Genomic DNA, 14,553 nt, shown 5'->3' with positions numbered 1-14,553 from the left:
CGGCGGTCGTCCCCCTCCGCCGAACCTGTACGCGCGGATCGCCGCGGACGCGGCGATCCGCTGTACCCGGGTACACGAACATCCGAATCCCCTGGCAAGGCCGGACTGGAGGCTTGTGGCGGCACCGACCGGTGCCTCCCGTCCGGCCGTGGTCCGGACCGGATCCCGTCAGACGCGGGAGAGGAGGGTGACCGCCTCGAGGTGGCCGGTCTGCGGGAACATGTCGAGGACCCGCGCGCGGCGCAGCCGCAGCGACGGCATCCGCGCGAGGTCCTTCGCGAGGGTCACCGGGTTGCAGCTGGAGTACACGACGTGCTCGACGTCGGACGTCTCGATCCACTCCGACAGCGCCTGACCGATGCCCCGTCGTGGCGGGTTGACCACGACCAGCTCGGGCACCAGGTCGGGTCGGGACCGGAGCGCGTGCTCGGTCGCGTCGTCCGCTGCGAACCGGACGTCCACCAGCCCGGCTTCTCGTGCCGACTGCTTCGCGGACCGGATGGCCTCGACGCTGGTCTCGATGCCGGTCACGGCACGACCAGGGCGGGCGGCGTGCAGGGCGAAGCCACCGACACCGCAGTAGAGGTCCCACATCGACGCCGGTGCGACCTCGTCGATCCATGCCGACGCCTGCATGTACAGCGCGGACGCGACGTGCGCGTTGGTCTGGAAGAAGCTCTGCGGGCGCAGGTGCATCGTCACGTCGCCGAAGCGCATGGGCAGTGTCTCCTGCTCGGTGAGGACGATCTCGCGGTCCCCCTCGGTGACGGCCTTGTGCTCCGGCAGCAGATTGGCGGTGACGACCACCGCGTCCGGCAGCGCCAGCAGCAGGTCGCCGAGCCGCGAGCGGAGCCGGGCGAGCTGCCCCTCGGAGCGCAGGACGAACCGGACCATGAGCTCGCCGTCCGGCGACTCGGTGACGAGGACGTACTTGAGCTCACCCCGCCGTGCGGCGACGTCGTACGGGATCAGCCCGGCGGACGTGACGAACTCCGCGAGGACGGGGAGCGCCTGCCGGATCCCAGGCGTGCAGATCCCGCAATGCCGGATGTCGACCCCGCGCTGCCGGTGGTCGAGGATCCCGATCGTGGGGTGCTCGGTCGACCCGCCGACGACCATCTTCGCCTTGTTCCGGTACCCGGACTCCGGACTGGTGACCGCGGGGAGCCACTCGACGCTGCCGGGGCCCCCGGCGGCCTCGACCGCGTCGTGCAGGAGCTCGCGCGTCCGGAGCTCCTTGTCGAGGACCTGCTCGGCGTACGGCTGCCCCATGAGCGTGCACGAGCGGCACACCCCGCGGTCGAAGTAGTCGCACTGCATGGCCCGGTCAGGATACGGCAGCGGCGTCCCTCGCCCGCGTGGCGATGCGGTAGATCGAGGTGCTCGCCGCGATGAAGAGGGTCGTCCCGTCGTCGCCGCCGAAGCAGAGGTTCGCGACGACCTCGGGGACGGGGACCTCGCCGATGCGGGTTCCGTCGGGGGCGAACACGACGATGCCCGCGTGCGACGACGACCACACGTTGCCGTCGGTGTCCACGCGGATGCCGTCCGGTGCGCCTTCACCTGGCGCGAGTGTGGCGAAGACCCGGCCGTTCTTCACGCGGTGTCCGTCGACGTCGTACGCGCGGATGACCGGACGCTCGCCGGACGAGCTCGCGAGGTAGAGCACACGCTCGGACGGGTCGAACGCCAGCCCGTTCGGCTCGTCGGCGTCGAGCACCACCGGGCGCAGGTCAGCGCCGTCGGGGCCGCAGCGGAACACCCAGTGGTCGCCGTACTCGCGCTCGCCCGGATGTCCCTCGCGCGGCTGGGTGATGCCGTACGCCGGGTCGGTGAACCAGACGGCACCGTCCCGCGAGACGACGACGTCGTTCGGGGAGTTCAGCCGGACGCCGTTCCAGCCGTCGGCGATGACCTCGACGACACCGTCCCGATCGCGCTCGACGCGGCGGTTCCCGTGCGAGCACTGCACGACGCTGCCGTCGCGGTCGAGTGTCCGGCCGTTCGTGAACTCGACGGCGGTGGCGTACTCGTCGGTCGCACCGGTGTCCGCGTGCCACTGCAGGATCCGGTCGCCCGGGATGTCCGACCAGCGCAGCGTCCGGGTGGCGGGGATCCAGCACGGCCCCTCTGCCCAGGTGCTGCCGGTCGCGATGCGCTCGAGCGCGGCGGGGTCCGGGACGAGGTCGGTGATCGACGTCATGGGTTCTCCTTCGAACACCACGAGCCTACGACCCCGTCCCGGCGCCACTCGCGGTCACTCCGTGGTGTCCTCCAGCGCGTCGAGAGTCGCGACGTCCTCCGGTGCCAGGACGAAGTCGACGTCGGCGTTCTCCGCGATGCGGGACGGGGTCGTGGACTTCGGCAGCGGCAGGACGTCCTTCTCGAGCAGGTAGCGGATGGCGACCTGTGCCACGGACTTGTCGTACTTCCGGGCGATCTCCTCGATCGCGGTGTTCGACAGCAGGCCGCCGGTGGCGAGCGGCGAGTACCCCTCGACGAGGATCTCGTGCTCGGCGCAGAAGGCCGTCGTGTCGTCCTGGGTGTTGCCGATGAACCAGCGGATCTGGTCGGCGTGCGGGGTGACGTCGGTGTTCGCGAGGAGGTGCTCGAGGTCCGCGACGACGAAGTTCGAGACACCGATCGACTTCGTCTTGCCGGCGTCGTAGAGCTCCTCGAAGACCTTCCACACCTCGACGTTGCCCGCGCGGTGGTCGCTGCCCATGTCGCTCCAGGGCCACGGCGCGTGGATCAGGTAGAGGTCGACGACGCCGAGGTCGAGCGCCGCCGTCGAGGCCGCGAAGGCCTCACGGGCGCCGGCCGCGGTCTTGATCTCGGCCGGGAGCTTCGTGGTGATGAAGACCTCGTCGCGCGGGACGCCGCTGTCGCGGACGGCCTCGCCGACGCTGGCCTCGTTGCCGTAGGCGGCCGCGGTGTCGATGTGGCGGTAGCCGGCGTCGAGCGCGACGCGGGTGGCGTCGTAGGCCTCGGAGCCCGGTGGGATCTGCCAGGTGCCGAACCCGATCTTCGGGATGTGCAGGCCGTTGGACATGACGAACGTGTCGGTGAGAGCAGGCATGGTCCAGACGGTACGCGCGCGCCGCGCGTCGGTCCGCCAGCCGGTCAGTCGGTCAGTCGGTCAGTCGGTCAGTGCGACCGACAGGATCCGGTCGTCGCCGGTACCGGCGCTGCCGCGGCCGTCGGTGTTGTTCGTCACGAACCAGAGCGTGTCTTCCGGGCCGGCGAGCACCGTGCGCAGACGCCCGTACGTCCCGGCGAACCACTCCCGCGACGTCGACGGGTCGGACACGGGCACCGACCGCAGCACCTCGCCGCGGAGGTTCGCGATGAACACGGTGTCATCGACCACCGCGAGGCCGGACGGGCTGGCGTCGGAGGTCCGCCACTGCTGCACGGGGTCGACGAAACCCTGATCGGCGCCACCGGTGCCCTCGACCTCGGGCCAGCCGTAGTCGGCACCGGGTTCGATGACGTTGAGCTCGTCCCAGGTGTTCTCGCCGAACTCGGACGCGAACATCGTGCCGTCGGAGGCCCACCCGAGCCCCTGCACGTTCCGGTGCCCGAGCGACCACACCGGGGAGCCGTCGAACGGGTTGTCGGCAGGGACCGCCCCTGTCGGCGTGAGCCGCAGGATCTTGCCGGCGAGGGAGTCCCGGTCCTGCGCCTCCGACCGGTTGCCGGCGTCGCCGACCGTCACGTAGAGCATGTCGTCGGGGCCGAACGCGATGCGCCCGCCGTTGTGGAAGCTGTTCGCGGGCAGGTCGTCGATGACCGTCGCCCCATCGCCGAGGGCGTACGACCCCGCGCCGCCGGTGAGGGGGTAGCGCTCGACACGGTTGCCGCCCTCCCCCGTCGAGTACACGTACAGGTCGTCGTCGTGCAGTGCGAGGCCGAGCAGCCCACCCTCGCCGCCGTGCCGGACACCCTCGATCGAGCCGACCGTGCGGGTGTCGCCGTCGTCCCCGAGTTCGAGGACGTCCCCGGAGTCCCGCAGGCTGACGAGCGGGACGTCGTCGTCGGTGAGCACCACCGACCACGGCGCGTCGAGGTCCGTCGCGACGTCCGAGACGGCTCCGGTGGGTGCGACCTCGCCGGTGGCCAGGTCGGTCGGCGCCGGCCCCACGGTGGCGCTGCGGCGTGTGGTCGACTCGTCGGCGTCCGACCCGGCGGTGCAGCCGGCGAGCGCCAGGACGAGCAGGGCGAACGACGCGATCGGTGCTGCGGTCCGGGTGCGCATGGCGCGCACAGTACGCGCCGCGGTTGCGAGCCCGTGTGCACGCGTCCCCCTCCCGCACTCGCGTTTCCACACACACCCGCGTTCCCTCCACCCCACCCGCGTTCCCTCCACCCGACTCGGAACGACAGCGTCGATGTCGTACGACATCGGTCTTGTCGTCCCCACGCGTCCGCAACAGTTGCAGGCGCGTGGCCGGCCACCGGACGGGAGGCTCGTGGCGGCGCCGGCACGAGCCTCCCGTCCGGCGGTGGCGCGACCAGAGCACCTGCCGGACCCGCGCACGTCAGCGCAGCATGCGCTCCAGCAGCTCGCGGAGCCGACGGCGGTCCGCCGACGGCAACCGCTCGGTGAGCGGCAGGAGCGCGTCACGCATGGCCGCCTCGAGCGCGGCGGCCACCTCGTGCCCGCGGTCGGTGAGCACCACGTCGACCGCGCGCGCGTCGTCCGCGTTCGGGACGCGCGCGAGCAGTTCCTTCTTCTCAGCACGGGCGACGAGGCCGGTCATCGTCGACTTCTCGAGCCCGAGGTACTCGGCCAGGTCGCCGATCCGCAGGCGGCGGTCACGCAGGATCGCGAGCACCCGGAGCTGCGTCAGGGACAACCCGGCGTCGGCCGCCAGCCCGGTCAGCGAGCCCATGGTCGTGAACGCAGCGTGGCCGAGGGCGTCGACGAGGCGGTCCTGCTCCGTGGTGTCCATGGACTGAGCCTACTTGACGAACTTCGCTGTGCGAACTATTTTGATTCGTAACACGAACCAATTGGAGACAGTCATGCACGCATCGGTCGTCACACAGTTCGACTCGGCACCCACGTGGACCGAGTTCCCGGAGCCCGAACCCCGTGGCGAGGAGGTCGTGGTCGACGTCGTCGCCGCCGGCCTGCACCCCCGCGTCCGGTCGCAGGCGGACGGGTCGCACTACACGAGCGAGGGCGCGCTCCCCCTCATCCCGGGCGTGGACGGCGTCGGGCGCTTCCCGGACGGCACGCTCCGCTACTTCGCCGTGCAGTCCGACACCAGGGGCTCGATGGCCGAACGCACCGCGGTGGACCCCCGCGCGAGTGTCGTCCTGCCGGACGGCGCCGACCCCGCCCGGGTCGCAGCCGGCGTCAACCCGGTGATGTCGTCGTGGGTGGCGCTCCGTCGCCGCATCGCGTTCCCGGACGGGGCGCGGGTGCTCGTGCTCGGCGCGACCGGGGCATCCGGCCGTGCCGCCGTGCAGGTCGCGAAGCACCTCGGGGCGTCCCACGTCGTCGCGAGCGGCCGCAGTGCGGAGCGGCTCGCCGGACTCCCCGCGCTCGGCGCGGACGTCGTCGTCCCGCTCGACGACGTCGAGGCGATCGGCCGCGCGGCGTCCGACGTGGACGTCGTCATCGACTACGTCTGGGGTGCGCCCGCCGCCGCGGTCATGCGGACGCTCGTCACCGCCCGCGAGGCTCGCGGCGAGCGCCTCGACTGGATCGCGATCGGGTCGACGGCCGGCCAGGAGGCTCCGATCCCGTCCGCAGCGCTCCGGGCGTCCGGCCTCACCATCGTCGGCAGCGGGCAGGGATCGGTGGGGACGTCCGGGTTCGTCGCCGAGCTCCCGGGCATCGTCGGCGCCATCGCGGACGGCACCATCACGGTCGATGCGACCGCGCTGCCGATGCGGACCGTCGCGGACGCATGGGCCGGACAGGTCGACACCGGGACGAGCAGAGTGGTGCTCGAAGTCTGATCCTCGGTGGGTCATCCTGTCCGGTCGTTCAGGTTCTCCCCATCCGGCTCTCGGTAGCCTGAGAGCCACCCAGAGCCGGACTTGCACGCCCGACCCCGAGGAGGCGCCCCATGGTCACCGTCCTCGTCGCGTTCGGGGTCGTCGCGCTCCTCGTCCCCGTGCTGACGCCCCTGCTCGGGCGCCGTGTGTTCTACGTCGCCGCCCTCGCGCCGGCAGCTGCTGCGGTCCTGACCATCGCGCAGACCGACCGGGCCCTGCACGGGGGCGTCCGTTCGTCGGTGCAGTGGATCCCGCAACTCGACCTGTCGATCGCGCTCCGGGTCGACGCACTGTCGTGGGTCCTCGCGCTCGTGGTGACGATCGTCGGCGCGCTCGTGCTCGTGTACTGCGCGTCGTACTTCGGCCCGAAGGAACCCGGGCTCGGCCGGTTCGCCGGGGTCCTCACCGCGTTCGCCGGGTCGATGTACGGCCTGGTGATCGCCGACGACGTCATCGTGCTGTTCGTCCTGTGGGAAGCGACCACCGTCTTCTCCTACCTGCTCATCGGCCACGACGCCGTCAAGCGGGCGAGCCGCGCCGCTGCGATGCAGGCGCTCGTCGTCACCACGGCCGGCGGCCTGGCGATGCTCGCCGGCCTCGTCATCCTGTCCGTCACGGCCGGCACGACGCAGCTGTCCGCCATCGTCGCGCAGGCCCCGACCGGCACGGTCGTCACGGTGTCGGTGGTGCTGATCCTCGCCGGTGCCCTGACGAAGTCCGCGATCGTCCCCTTCCACTTCTGGCTCCCGGCCGCGATGGCCGCGCCGACACCGGTGAGCGCCTACCTGCACGCCGCGGCGATGGTCAAGGCCGGCATCTACCTCGTCGCCCGCCTCGCCCCGGCGTTCGCGCTGCTCGAGGGCTGGCGCGAGACGATCACCCTTCTCGGTGTGCTCGGCATGGTGATCGGCGGGTACCGGGCGCTCCGCCAGACCGACCTCAAGCTGCTGCTCGCGTACGGCACGGTCGCCCAGCTCGGGTTCCTCGTGCTCGCCGCCGGCTGGGGCACGCCCGCGATCGCCCTCGGCGGGGTCGCGCTGCTCGTCGCCCACGCCGCGTTCAAGTCGACGCTGTTCCTGGTCGTCGGGACGATCGACCACGTCACGGGCACCCGGGACCTCGGCAATCTGTCCGGGCTCGGCCGGAAGCTCCCGTGGCTCGCGACCGTCGCCGTCCTGGCGCTCCTGTCGATGGCCGGCATCCCGCCGATGATCGGGTTCGTGGCGAAGGAAGCCGTCCTCACCGGGCTCGTCGAAGCGCTGCACGGCCCAGGGTCCGGGTGGGCGTGGTTCGCGCTCGTCGGCGTCACCGTCGGGTCCGTCCTCACCGTCGCCTACTCGCTGCGCTTCCTCTGGGGCGCCTTCGCCCGCAAGCCCGGGGTGGAGCAGACCGAGCCGCACGCGCTGCACGGTCTCGGGGTCGTGCCCTCGATCCTCGGCCTCACGGGCCTCGCGCTCGGACTCCTCACGCCGGTCGTGGCGCACGGGATCGAACCAGCCGCTGCCGCCGCGTCGATGTCCGGGGAAGCCGTGCCGCACCTGGCGCTCTGGCACGGACTCGAGCCGGCGCTCGGCATCTCCGCGATCACGCTCATCGGCGGCCTGGCGCTCTTCGCCGCTCGCACGCAGGTCGAGGCGCTCCAGCACCGCCTCGCCGGGTTCCCGAGCGCCGCGAACACCTACCGACACCTCATGCGCGGGCTCGACCGGGCCGCCACCGGTGTCACCGCCGCCCTCCAGCGGGGCTCGCTCCCCTACTACCTGACGGTCATCCTGTCGGTGTTCGTCGCCGGTGCCCTCGTCAACCTCGCGCTCGGCGGGCCGTGGGAGTTCCACGTGCGCTTCGCCGACTCGTGGGGCCAGATCCCGGTCGTGATCGTGATGTCGATCGCCGCGATCGCCGTCCTCACCGCGAAGACACGGTTCGCCGCGGCCGTGCTCGTCGGTGTCACGGGCTACGGCATGTCCGTGCTGTTCGTCCTGCACGGCGCCGTGGACCTCGCCCTCACGCAGCTCGTCGTCGAGACGGTGACGCTCATCGCCTTCGTCCTGGTGCTCCGCCGCCTCCCCCCGAGGATCGCGACGGCGAACCCCTCGCGCTTCCGGGTGCTCCGCGCCCTGTTCGCCGCACTCGCGGGCGCCACCCTGGCGGTCGTCGTCATCGTCGCCGCCTCTGCTCGGTCGGCCAAGCCGATCTGGCCGGACCTCCCCGCGCTGACGAGCTCGTTCGGACACGGACTGAACGTGGTGAACGTCGCGCTCGTCGACCTCCGTGGCTGGGACACGCTCGGTGAGCTCACCGTGGTCGTCGCCGCGGCCACCGGTGTCGCGAGCCTGATCTTCGTGAACTCCCGCGAGGACACGCTCCCCCGACTCCGCGACCTGCCGAGCGTCGTCGCGGGCGACAAGCACCGCCCGGACGGCGAGCCCCGCGCCTGGCTGCCGACGAGCGCCGCGCTCCCGACCGGTCGCTCCGCGCTGCTCGACGTCGTCGTCCGACTGCTGTTCCACGGGCTCATCGTCCTGTCCGTCTACCTGCTGTTCGCCGGGCACAACGCCGCCGGTGGCGGGTTCGCCGGCGGCCTCGTCGCGGGCATCGCGCTCGCGGCCCGCTACCTGGCCGGTGGCCCCGCCGAACTCGGCGCCGCCGCTCCGATCCGTGCCGGCCGGCTGCTCGGCCTGGGGGTCGCGACGGCCGCGATCACCGCGATCGTGCCGCTGTTCTTCGGCCGGGAAGCCCTGTACTCGGAGTTCTTCGAGGCCACGGTCCCGATCCTCGGGCACGTCGAGTTCGTCACGGCGACGTTCTTCGACATCGGTGTGTACCTCGTCGTCGTCGGCCTGGTGCTCGACGTCCTGCGGAGCCTCGGCGCAGAGGTCGACCGGCAGCGGCTCGAGGACTCCAGTACCCCGACGTCCGACTCGATCGAGGGCAACCCCGACGACCGCGAACAGCAAGAGGTGACCGCATGACCATCACCCTCGTCCTCGTCATCGCGATGGCCGTCCTCTTCGCCTGCGGGGTCTACCTGCTGCTCGAACGCTCGCTCACGCGGATGCTGCTCGGGTTCCTGCTCGTCGGCAACGCCCTCAACCTGCTGCTGCTCGTGATGTCCGGCGCTGCCGGGAACCCGCCGATCGGCAAGTCGTCGGACGGCATCACCGACCCGCTGCCCCAGGCGTTCGCCCTGACCGCCATCGTGATCACCTTCGCCGTCAGCGCGTTCCTGCTCGCCCTCATCCACCGCTCCTGGACGCTCTCCCGCGCCGACGAGGTCGAGGTGGACGAGGCCGACGTCGCGATCCGGCACGAACGGGACGCCCCGGCCGAGGACGACCCGGAGACCGACACGGACCCGGAAGCCGACACCGCCCACGAACGGCACCACGAAGACCAGACCCAGGACGAGGCCCACCGATGACCTTCCTCGTCCCGCTCCTCGTCCTCGTCCCGCTCCTCGGTGCAGCCGTCGCCCTCGGGCTGCTCCGGCACCAGCGCATCCAGCGCGCGATCACCGTGGCCGTGCTCGTCATCGCGCTGGCCGTCGCCGCGACGCTGATGGTGCTCGTCGACCACCACGGCACCATCGTCGTGCAGGTCGGTGGCTGGGACGCCCCCTACGGCATCTCGCTCGTCGTCGACCGGTTGAGCGCGTTGCTCCTCACGGTGTCCGCGAGTGTGCTGCTCATCGTCCTGCTGTTCTCGATCGGGCAGGGTCTGGCCGCGGACGACGGCGAGGCCCCGGTCACGATCTTCTACCCGACGTACCTCGTCCTCGCGGCGGGCGTCCTCGACTCCTTCATCGCCGGCGACCTCTTCAACCTCTACGTGGCGTTCGAGATGCTGCTCGTCGCGAGCTACGTGCTGATCACCCTCGGCGGCAGCGAGCAGCGCGTGCGGGCCGGTACGACGTACATCGTGACGAGCCTCATCGCGTCGGCGATCTTCCTCTCCGCGATCGGGCTGGTCTACGGCGCGACGGGCACGGTCAACATCGCCCAGATCAGCGAGCGGATGGCAGCGCTGCCGGACCACGTGCAGCTGCTCATCCACACGATGCTGCTCATCGGCTTCGGCATCAAGGCGGCCGTGTTCCCGCTGGCGTTCTGGCTCCCTGACTCGTACCCGACCGCACCCGCACCGGTCACGGCGGTGTTCGCCGGCCTGCTGACCAAGGTGGGCATCTACGCGATCATCCGCCTCGAGACGATCATGTTCCCGCGTCCGCAGCTCAACACCGTCCTGCTCGTGGTCGCCGCACTGACGATGATCGTCGGCGTGCTCGGCGCCGTGTCGCAGACCGACGTGAAGCGACTGCTGTCGTTCACGCTGATCAGCCACATCGGGTTCATGGTGATGGGCATCGGGCTCGGATCGGTCGTCGGCACGGCGGCTGCGGTGTTCTACACGGTGCACCACATCGTCGTGCAGACGACCCTGTTCCTGGTGTCGGGCCTGATGGAACGCGTCGGCGGGACCACCTCGACCAGGTCGCTCGGCGGTCTGCTCAAGGCCGCACCGTTCCTGGCCGCCCTGTACCTGATCCCGGCGTTCAACCTCGGCGGGATCCCGCCCTTCTCCGGCTTCATCGGCAAGCTCGGACTCTTCCGCGCCGCGGCGATCGACGGCAGTCCGCTGGCGTACATGACCATCGCCGCCGGTGTCGTGACCTCGCTCCTCACCCTCTACGCACTGATGCGCGTGTGGGATGCCGCTTTTTGGCGGCCGAAGCCCGCCGCCGAGGCAGCGGCCCCGCACGTCGCGGTGGCGGAGCCGCACGAGTCACTGCGGGCGCCGGAGCCGGCACCCGTCACCCGATCCGAGGCGGACGGCTCGGTCCTGTCGGGAGGCTCGGTGACGGTCACGGATCCGGTCACCGGGAGCATGCAGCACGTCTCCGGCCGCACCCGCCTGCCGCGCATGCTGGTCGGCGTCACCACGGTCGCCGTGCTCGGCTCCGTGGCACTGACCGTCGTCGCCGGCCCGCTGTACGGGTACGCCACCAGGGCGGCAGAGTCGCTCGAGTCCCCCCAGCAGTACGTCGAGGCAGTCCTGGGGGCACGACCGTGACCGACGCCAGGACCCGACGCATCGCGAACGCCCGACGGATCGCCGTCGCGTGGCGCTACGACGTGCCGCTCGTGCTCGGACTCACGGTGCTGTGGGCACTGCTGTGGGGATCGTGGACGCCGCTGACCCTGCTGTGCGGGATCGTCGTCGCGCTCCTCGTGACGCAGGCCCTCCCCCTGCCGGCCGTCCCGCTGTCCTCCCGGTTCTCCCCGCTGCACTTCGTCTGGTTCCTCGTCGTCTGGTCCGGCCTCGTCGTCGCCGCGTCGTTCCGGGTCGCGTGGGTGGCGTTCCGGCCGCGGGGCGTCCGGCGCAGCTCGATCGTGCTCGTGCAGATGCACACGACGTCCGAGATGACGTTCACCCTCGCGACCCTCGCAGTCTCGCTCGTGCCGGGGTCCTACGTCGCGGACGTCGACCTCCGCCGCCGCCGGCTGCTGCTCCACGTGCTCGACACCGAACGGCGTGAACAGGTCGAGCACGCCAAGCGCGAGGCACTCGGCATCGAGACGATGGTGATCCGGGCGCTCGGCTCGAAGCAGGACCTCTCCGAACTGTCCGAACCCCTGCCGGAGGTGACCCGATGAGTGCCGGAGTCGTCGTGATGGGGATCCTCATCGCCGTGGTCCTCGCCCTGCTCGGCGCCACCCTGCTCCTCGCCGTGTTCCGCATCGTCCGCGGCCCGACCATCCTCGACCGGATGATCGGCTCCGACATGGTGCTCACCACCGTCCTCGTGGTGATCGCCGCGGCCATGGTGATCCGGCAGGACCTCGCAGGGATCCCGGTGCTGGTGGTGATCGCCGCGACGAGCGTCTTCGCGACCATCGCCGTGGCCCGTGCCGTGACCCCGTCCTCCGATCCCTCCGACGACGGTACTGACGTGACCACACCGGAGCGACGACAAGGAGGCGAGTCGTGATCGAACTCATCGAGTCCTTCATCGACGGCGCGGGCATCCGGGCATGGATCGCCGTCGGGCTGCTGCTCGTCGGGTCGCTGCTCTCGCTCGGCGCCGGCGTCGGCATCGTGCGCTTCCCCGACCCGCTCGTCCGGCTGCACGCGATGGCGAAGCCGCAGGTCCTCGGGCTGGCGTTCGGGCTCGCGGCGATCGTCGTCGCGGTGTGGACGTGGACCGCGCTCTGGTTCGTGCTGCCGATCATGGTGTTCCAGCTCTTCCTGGTGCCGGTGTCGACGCACATGATCGCCCGGGCCGGGGTCCGTTCCGGCGACTACGACCACCAGGCGCTGCTCGTCGACGACACCGAGTCCTAGACGACGTAGGCGGTGCCCAGGCCGGAGGCCGCACGCACCGACTCCCACGTGCGGGCGAGACCGTCCTCGAGCGACACCTGCGGTGCCCACCCGGTGAGCGACCGGACGAGCGTGTTGTCCGACAGCAGTCGATCGACCTCGCTGGCCTCCGGGCGCAGGCGCGACTCCTCCACCACGATCCGCGCCCGACGGCCACTCACCCGGACGAGCATCGCCGCGAGGTCCCCGATCGACACCTCGCTCCCGGTCCCGAGGTTGCACGTGCGGCCGACCGCCGCGTCCGAGGCCCCGATCGCCAGGAACCCCGCGACCGTGTCGGTCACGTACGTGAAGTCCCGCGTGGGTGTCGTCGAGCCGAGCCGGACGACGTCGGACCCCGCTGCGAGCTGCCCGAGGACCGCCGGGATCACCGCGCGGGCACTCTGCCGGGGTCCGTACGTGTTGAACGGCCGGCAGACCGCGACCGGCGTGCCGAAGGCCGCGTGGTACGACAGCACCATCGCGTCCGCGGCGATCTTCGACGCGGAGTACGGCGACTGCGACTGCGCCGGGTGCGTCTCGTCCATCGGCACCCGCAACGCGCTGCCGTACGTCTCCGACGTCGAGGTGTGCACCATCCGGGAACCGTGGCGTCGGCACGCGGCGACGACGTTGTGCGAGCCGACGACGTTCGTCTGCACGTACGACTCCGGCGCGACGTAGGAGTACGGGATCCCGATGAGGGCCGCCAGGTGGAACACGGTGTCCGTGCCCGCGACCGCGGAGTCGACGAGGAACGGGTCGCGCACGTCGCCCGCGAGGACCTCGACGCGGTCGTCCTCGGCATACCGGGCGAGCCACCCAGCCGATCCGTACGGCTTGTAGTGGCAGAGCGCGCGGACACGGGCGCCCCGTTCGACGAGGGCGTCGACGAGCGTCGAGCCGATGAAGCCCTCGGCTCCGGTCACGAGGACGCTGCGGCCCTCCCAGTACGTGTCGTTCATCGTGCGGTCCTTTCCGTGGCGGTGCGGGCGAGTTCGATCGCCCAGTCGGCGACGGCGTCGGCCGCCGCCGCATGGGGTGAGGTCGCGTGGTGCGCGTGGCTGATCGGTGCGACCGGGAGGCCCGGTTCGGCTCCGACGGGCACGGCGAGTTCCGAGACGGCCCGGTCCAGGGCGCGGGCGTCCAGTTCCGAGTCGGCCAGCACCACGACACGGGCGCCGGACGCGGCGAGGGCTCGGGCGTTCGCGGTCTGGTGGTCGTCAGTGGCTCCGGGCAGCGGCACGAGGACGGCGGGGACACCGAGGTGCTCGACCTCGGCGACGGTCGAGGCTCCGGCCCGGACGACCACGACGTCGGCTGCGGCGTACGCGGCGGCCATGTCGTCGATGTGCGGCACGATCGTGGCGACCGCGTCTCCCCCGCCGTCGCGGAGTCGCCGTCCGAGCTCCGCGGCGTGCGAGCCGCTCGCCTTGACCAGCATGCGGAGCCGACCGTCCCACGACCGGGCGCACGCCAGGTCGACGGCGGCCCGGTCGAGCGACACCGCGCCGAGGCTCCCGCCGGACACGACGACGAAGCGCTCCTCGGCGGCTATGCCGAACACCGCCCTGGCACGTTCCCGCATCACCGAGCGGTCGCATGACGCCAGCCCCGGGAGGATCGGGATGCCGACGCGCCGGACCTCGGCGCCCGGCGCGAACCCGGCACGGTCGGGGTCGAACGCGCACGCGACCTTCCCGGCCAGCCGTGCGGCGAGGACGTTGGCGAGCCCCGGCGTCGCGTTCGACTCGTGCACGAGCACCGGGATCCGGAGCGTCCACGCGGCGACGATCGCCGGCACGCTCGGGTACCCGCCGACGCCGACGACGACGTCCGCCCGTCGGTCGCGGAGTTGCCGGCGGGCGCGCAGGACACACCGGACGAACCGCGCAGGGAAGCCGAACGCGCGCCGGTCCACGCGACGCGGGAACGGCACCATCCGTGTGGTGTCGAGACGGTACCCGGCGGCGGGGACGAGCCGGGCCTCCAGGCGGTCCGGCGTTCCCGAGAACGTGACGGACGCGCCGGGCACGAGTCGTTCGATCGCGGCGGCGACCGCGAGGCCGGGGAAGACGTGTCCGCCGGTGCCGCCGGCGGCGATGACGACGCGGAGCGGCGCACCGTCGGCGACGGAGCGCGACGTGCGGTTCGAGTGCAGCATGACCATGCCGCAAGGGT

At 71.7% G+C, this 14,553-nt stretch carries 14 protein-coding genes; 7 read left to right on the top strand and 7 right to left on the bottom strand.

Features of this window, described 5'->3' with window-relative positions; genetic code table 11:
• Nucleotides 1–168: 168 nt before the first annotated feature.
• From rlmC to AAEP80_RS04835, 5 genes are all read right to left on the bottom strand, one after another.
• Entirely contained in the window at nt 169–1,320 is a 1,152-nt protein-coding gene (rlmC, locus tag AAEP80_RS04855; RefSeq protein WP_420366176.1) for a 23S rRNA (uracil(747)-C(5))-methyltransferase RlmC, read from the bottom strand.
• Nucleotides 1,321–1,327: 7 nt separating this feature from the next.
• Nucleotides 1,328–2,203, bottom strand: a complete 876-nt coding sequence (locus AAEP80_RS04850; RefSeq protein ID WP_420366175.1) for an SMP-30/gluconolactonase/LRE family protein — start codon at nt 2,201–2,203, stop codon at nt 1,328–1,330.
• 54 nt (nt 2,204–2,257) lie between these two features.
• Entirely contained in the window at nt 2,258–3,079 is an 822-nt protein-coding gene (locus AAEP80_RS04845) for an aldo/keto reductase (protein ID WP_420366174.1), read from the bottom strand.
• 60 nt (nt 3,080–3,139) lie between these two features.
• Nucleotides 3,140–4,258, bottom strand: coding sequence for a PQQ-dependent sugar dehydrogenase (locus tag AAEP80_RS04840; RefSeq protein WP_420366173.1), 1,119 nt, complete (start codon nt 4,256–4,258; stop codon nt 3,140–3,142).
• Between the two features lie 283 nt (nt 4,259–4,541).
• Nucleotides 4,542–4,955: a MarR family winged helix-turn-helix transcriptional regulator gene (locus AAEP80_RS04835; protein ID WP_402727814.1), complete on the bottom strand. Its 414-nt coding sequence runs from the start codon at nt 4,953–4,955 to the stop codon at nt 4,542–4,544.
• A 73-nt stretch (nt 4,956–5,028) separates the two neighbouring features.
• On the opposite strand from AAEP80_RS04835, the gene AAEP80_RS04830 reads away from it, so the two are divergent.
• The 7 genes from AAEP80_RS04830 (at nt 5,029) to AAEP80_RS04800 (ending at nt 12,354) form a co-directional block, all read left to right on the top strand.
• On the top strand, nt 5,029–5,973 hold the full coding sequence (locus AAEP80_RS04830; RefSeq protein WP_420366172.1) for a zinc-binding dehydrogenase: 945 nt from the start codon (nt 5,029–5,031) through the stop codon (nt 5,971–5,973).
• Between the two features lie 110 nt (nt 5,974–6,083).
• Nucleotides 6,084–8,984 (top strand): Na+/H+ antiporter subunit A, encoded by a 2,901-nt coding sequence (locus AAEP80_RS04825; protein WP_420366171.1) that lies wholly within the window; start codon nt 6,084–6,086, stop codon nt 8,982–8,984.
• Nucleotides 8,981–9,433: a Na(+)/H(+) antiporter subunit C gene (locus tag AAEP80_RS04820; protein WP_402727811.1), complete on the top strand. Its 453-nt coding sequence runs from the start codon at nt 8,981–8,983 to the stop codon at nt 9,431–9,433. The genes AAEP80_RS04825 and AAEP80_RS04820 overlap by 4 nt, the downstream gene beginning before the upstream one ends.
• On the top strand, nt 9,430–11,082 hold the full coding sequence (locus tag AAEP80_RS04815) for a Na+/H+ antiporter subunit D (protein ID WP_402727810.1): 1,653 nt from the start codon (nt 9,430–9,432) through the stop codon (nt 11,080–11,082). Before AAEP80_RS04820 ends, AAEP80_RS04815 begins: the two co-directional genes overlap by 4 nt.
• Nucleotides 11,079–11,666, top strand: a complete 588-nt coding sequence (locus tag AAEP80_RS04810) for a Na+/H+ antiporter subunit E (RefSeq protein ID WP_420366170.1) — start codon at nt 11,079–11,081, stop codon at nt 11,664–11,666. The genes AAEP80_RS04815 and AAEP80_RS04810 overlap by 4 nt, the downstream gene beginning before the upstream one ends.
• On the top strand, nt 11,663–12,001 hold the full coding sequence (locus AAEP80_RS04805) for a sodium:proton antiporter (protein ID WP_420366169.1): 339 nt from the start codon (nt 11,663–11,665) through the stop codon (nt 11,999–12,001). The genes AAEP80_RS04810 and AAEP80_RS04805 overlap by 4 nt, the downstream gene beginning before the upstream one ends.
• A complete protein-coding gene (locus AAEP80_RS04800) occupies nt 11,998–12,354 on the top strand; it encodes a cation:proton antiporter (RefSeq protein ID WP_420366168.1) in 357 nt (118 codons plus the stop codon). Before AAEP80_RS04805 ends, AAEP80_RS04800 begins: the two co-directional genes overlap by 4 nt.
• On the opposite strand, the gene AAEP80_RS04795 is transcribed toward AAEP80_RS04800, so the two are convergent.
• Nucleotides 12,351–13,337 carry an SDR family NAD(P)-dependent oxidoreductase gene (locus AAEP80_RS04795; RefSeq protein WP_420366167.1) on the bottom strand — a complete coding sequence of 329 codons (987 nt, stop codon included), beginning with the start codon at nt 13,335–13,337 and terminating at the stop codon, nt 12,351–12,353. The two genes, AAEP80_RS04800 and AAEP80_RS04795, sit on opposite strands and share 4 nt — an antisense overlap.
• Nucleotides 13,334–14,542: a UDP-N-acetylglucosamine--N-acetylmuramyl-(pentapeptide) pyrophosphoryl-undecaprenol N-acetylglucosamine transferase gene (locus AAEP80_RS04790; RefSeq protein ID WP_420366166.1), complete on the bottom strand. Its 1,209-nt coding sequence runs from the start codon at nt 14,540–14,542 to the stop codon at nt 13,334–13,336. Before AAEP80_RS04790 ends, AAEP80_RS04795 begins: the two co-directional genes overlap by 4 nt.
• Nucleotides 14,543–14,553: the final 11 nt, after the last annotated feature.

This window comes from Curtobacterium sp. L3-7 (assembly GCF_048756585.1).
In the GTDB taxonomy this organism is placed as follows: Bacteria; Actinomycetota; Actinomycetes; order Actinomycetales; family Microbacteriaceae; genus Curtobacterium.
The sequence above is the reverse complement of the archived record's forward strand: the minus strand, read 5'-3'. Positions and strand labels throughout refer to the sequence as shown.

Bases quoted from the DNA above. Each gene is read 5' to 3' on its own strand.
- rlmC (WP_420366176.1), bottom strand. From the start codon at position 1,320: ATGCAGTGCGACTACTTCGACCGCGGGGTGTGCCGCTCGTGCACGCTC.
- AAEP80_RS04850 (WP_420366175.1), bottom strand. From the start codon at position 2,203: ATGACGTCGATCACCGACCTCGTCCCGGACCCCGCCGCGCTCGAGCGC.
- AAEP80_RS04845 (WP_420366174.1), bottom strand. From the start codon at position 3,079: ATGCCTGCTCTCACCGACACGTTCGTCATGTCCAACGGCCTGCACATC.
- AAEP80_RS04840 (WP_420366173.1), bottom strand. From the start codon at position 4,258: ATGCGCACCCGGACCGCAGCACCGATCGCGTCGTTCGCCCTGCTCGTC.
- AAEP80_RS04835 (WP_402727814.1), bottom strand. From the start codon at position 4,955: ATGGACACCACGGAGCAGGACCGCCTCGTCGACGCCCTCGGCCACGCT.
- AAEP80_RS04830 (WP_420366172.1), top strand. From the start codon at position 5,029: ATGCACGCATCGGTCGTCACACAGTTCGACTCGGCACCCACGTGGACC.
- AAEP80_RS04825 (WP_420366171.1), top strand. From the start codon at position 6,084: ATGGTCACCGTCCTCGTCGCGTTCGGGGTCGTCGCGCTCCTCGTCCCC.
- AAEP80_RS04820 (WP_402727811.1), top strand. From the start codon at position 8,981: ATGACCATCACCCTCGTCCTCGTCATCGCGATGGCCGTCCTCTTCGCC.
- AAEP80_RS04815 (WP_402727810.1), top strand. From the start codon at position 9,430: ATGACCTTCCTCGTCCCGCTCCTCGTCCTCGTCCCGCTCCTCGGTGCA.
- AAEP80_RS04805 (WP_420366169.1), top strand. From the start codon at position 11,663: ATGAGTGCCGGAGTCGTCGTGATGGGGATCCTCATCGCCGTGGTCCTC.
- AAEP80_RS04795 (WP_420366167.1), bottom strand. From the start codon at position 13,337: ATGAACGACACGTACTGGGAGGGCCGCAGCGTCCTCGTGACCGGAGCC.
- AAEP80_RS04790 (WP_420366166.1), bottom strand. From the start codon at position 14,542: ATGGTCATGCTGCACTCGAACCGCACGTCGCGCTCCGTCGCCGACGGT.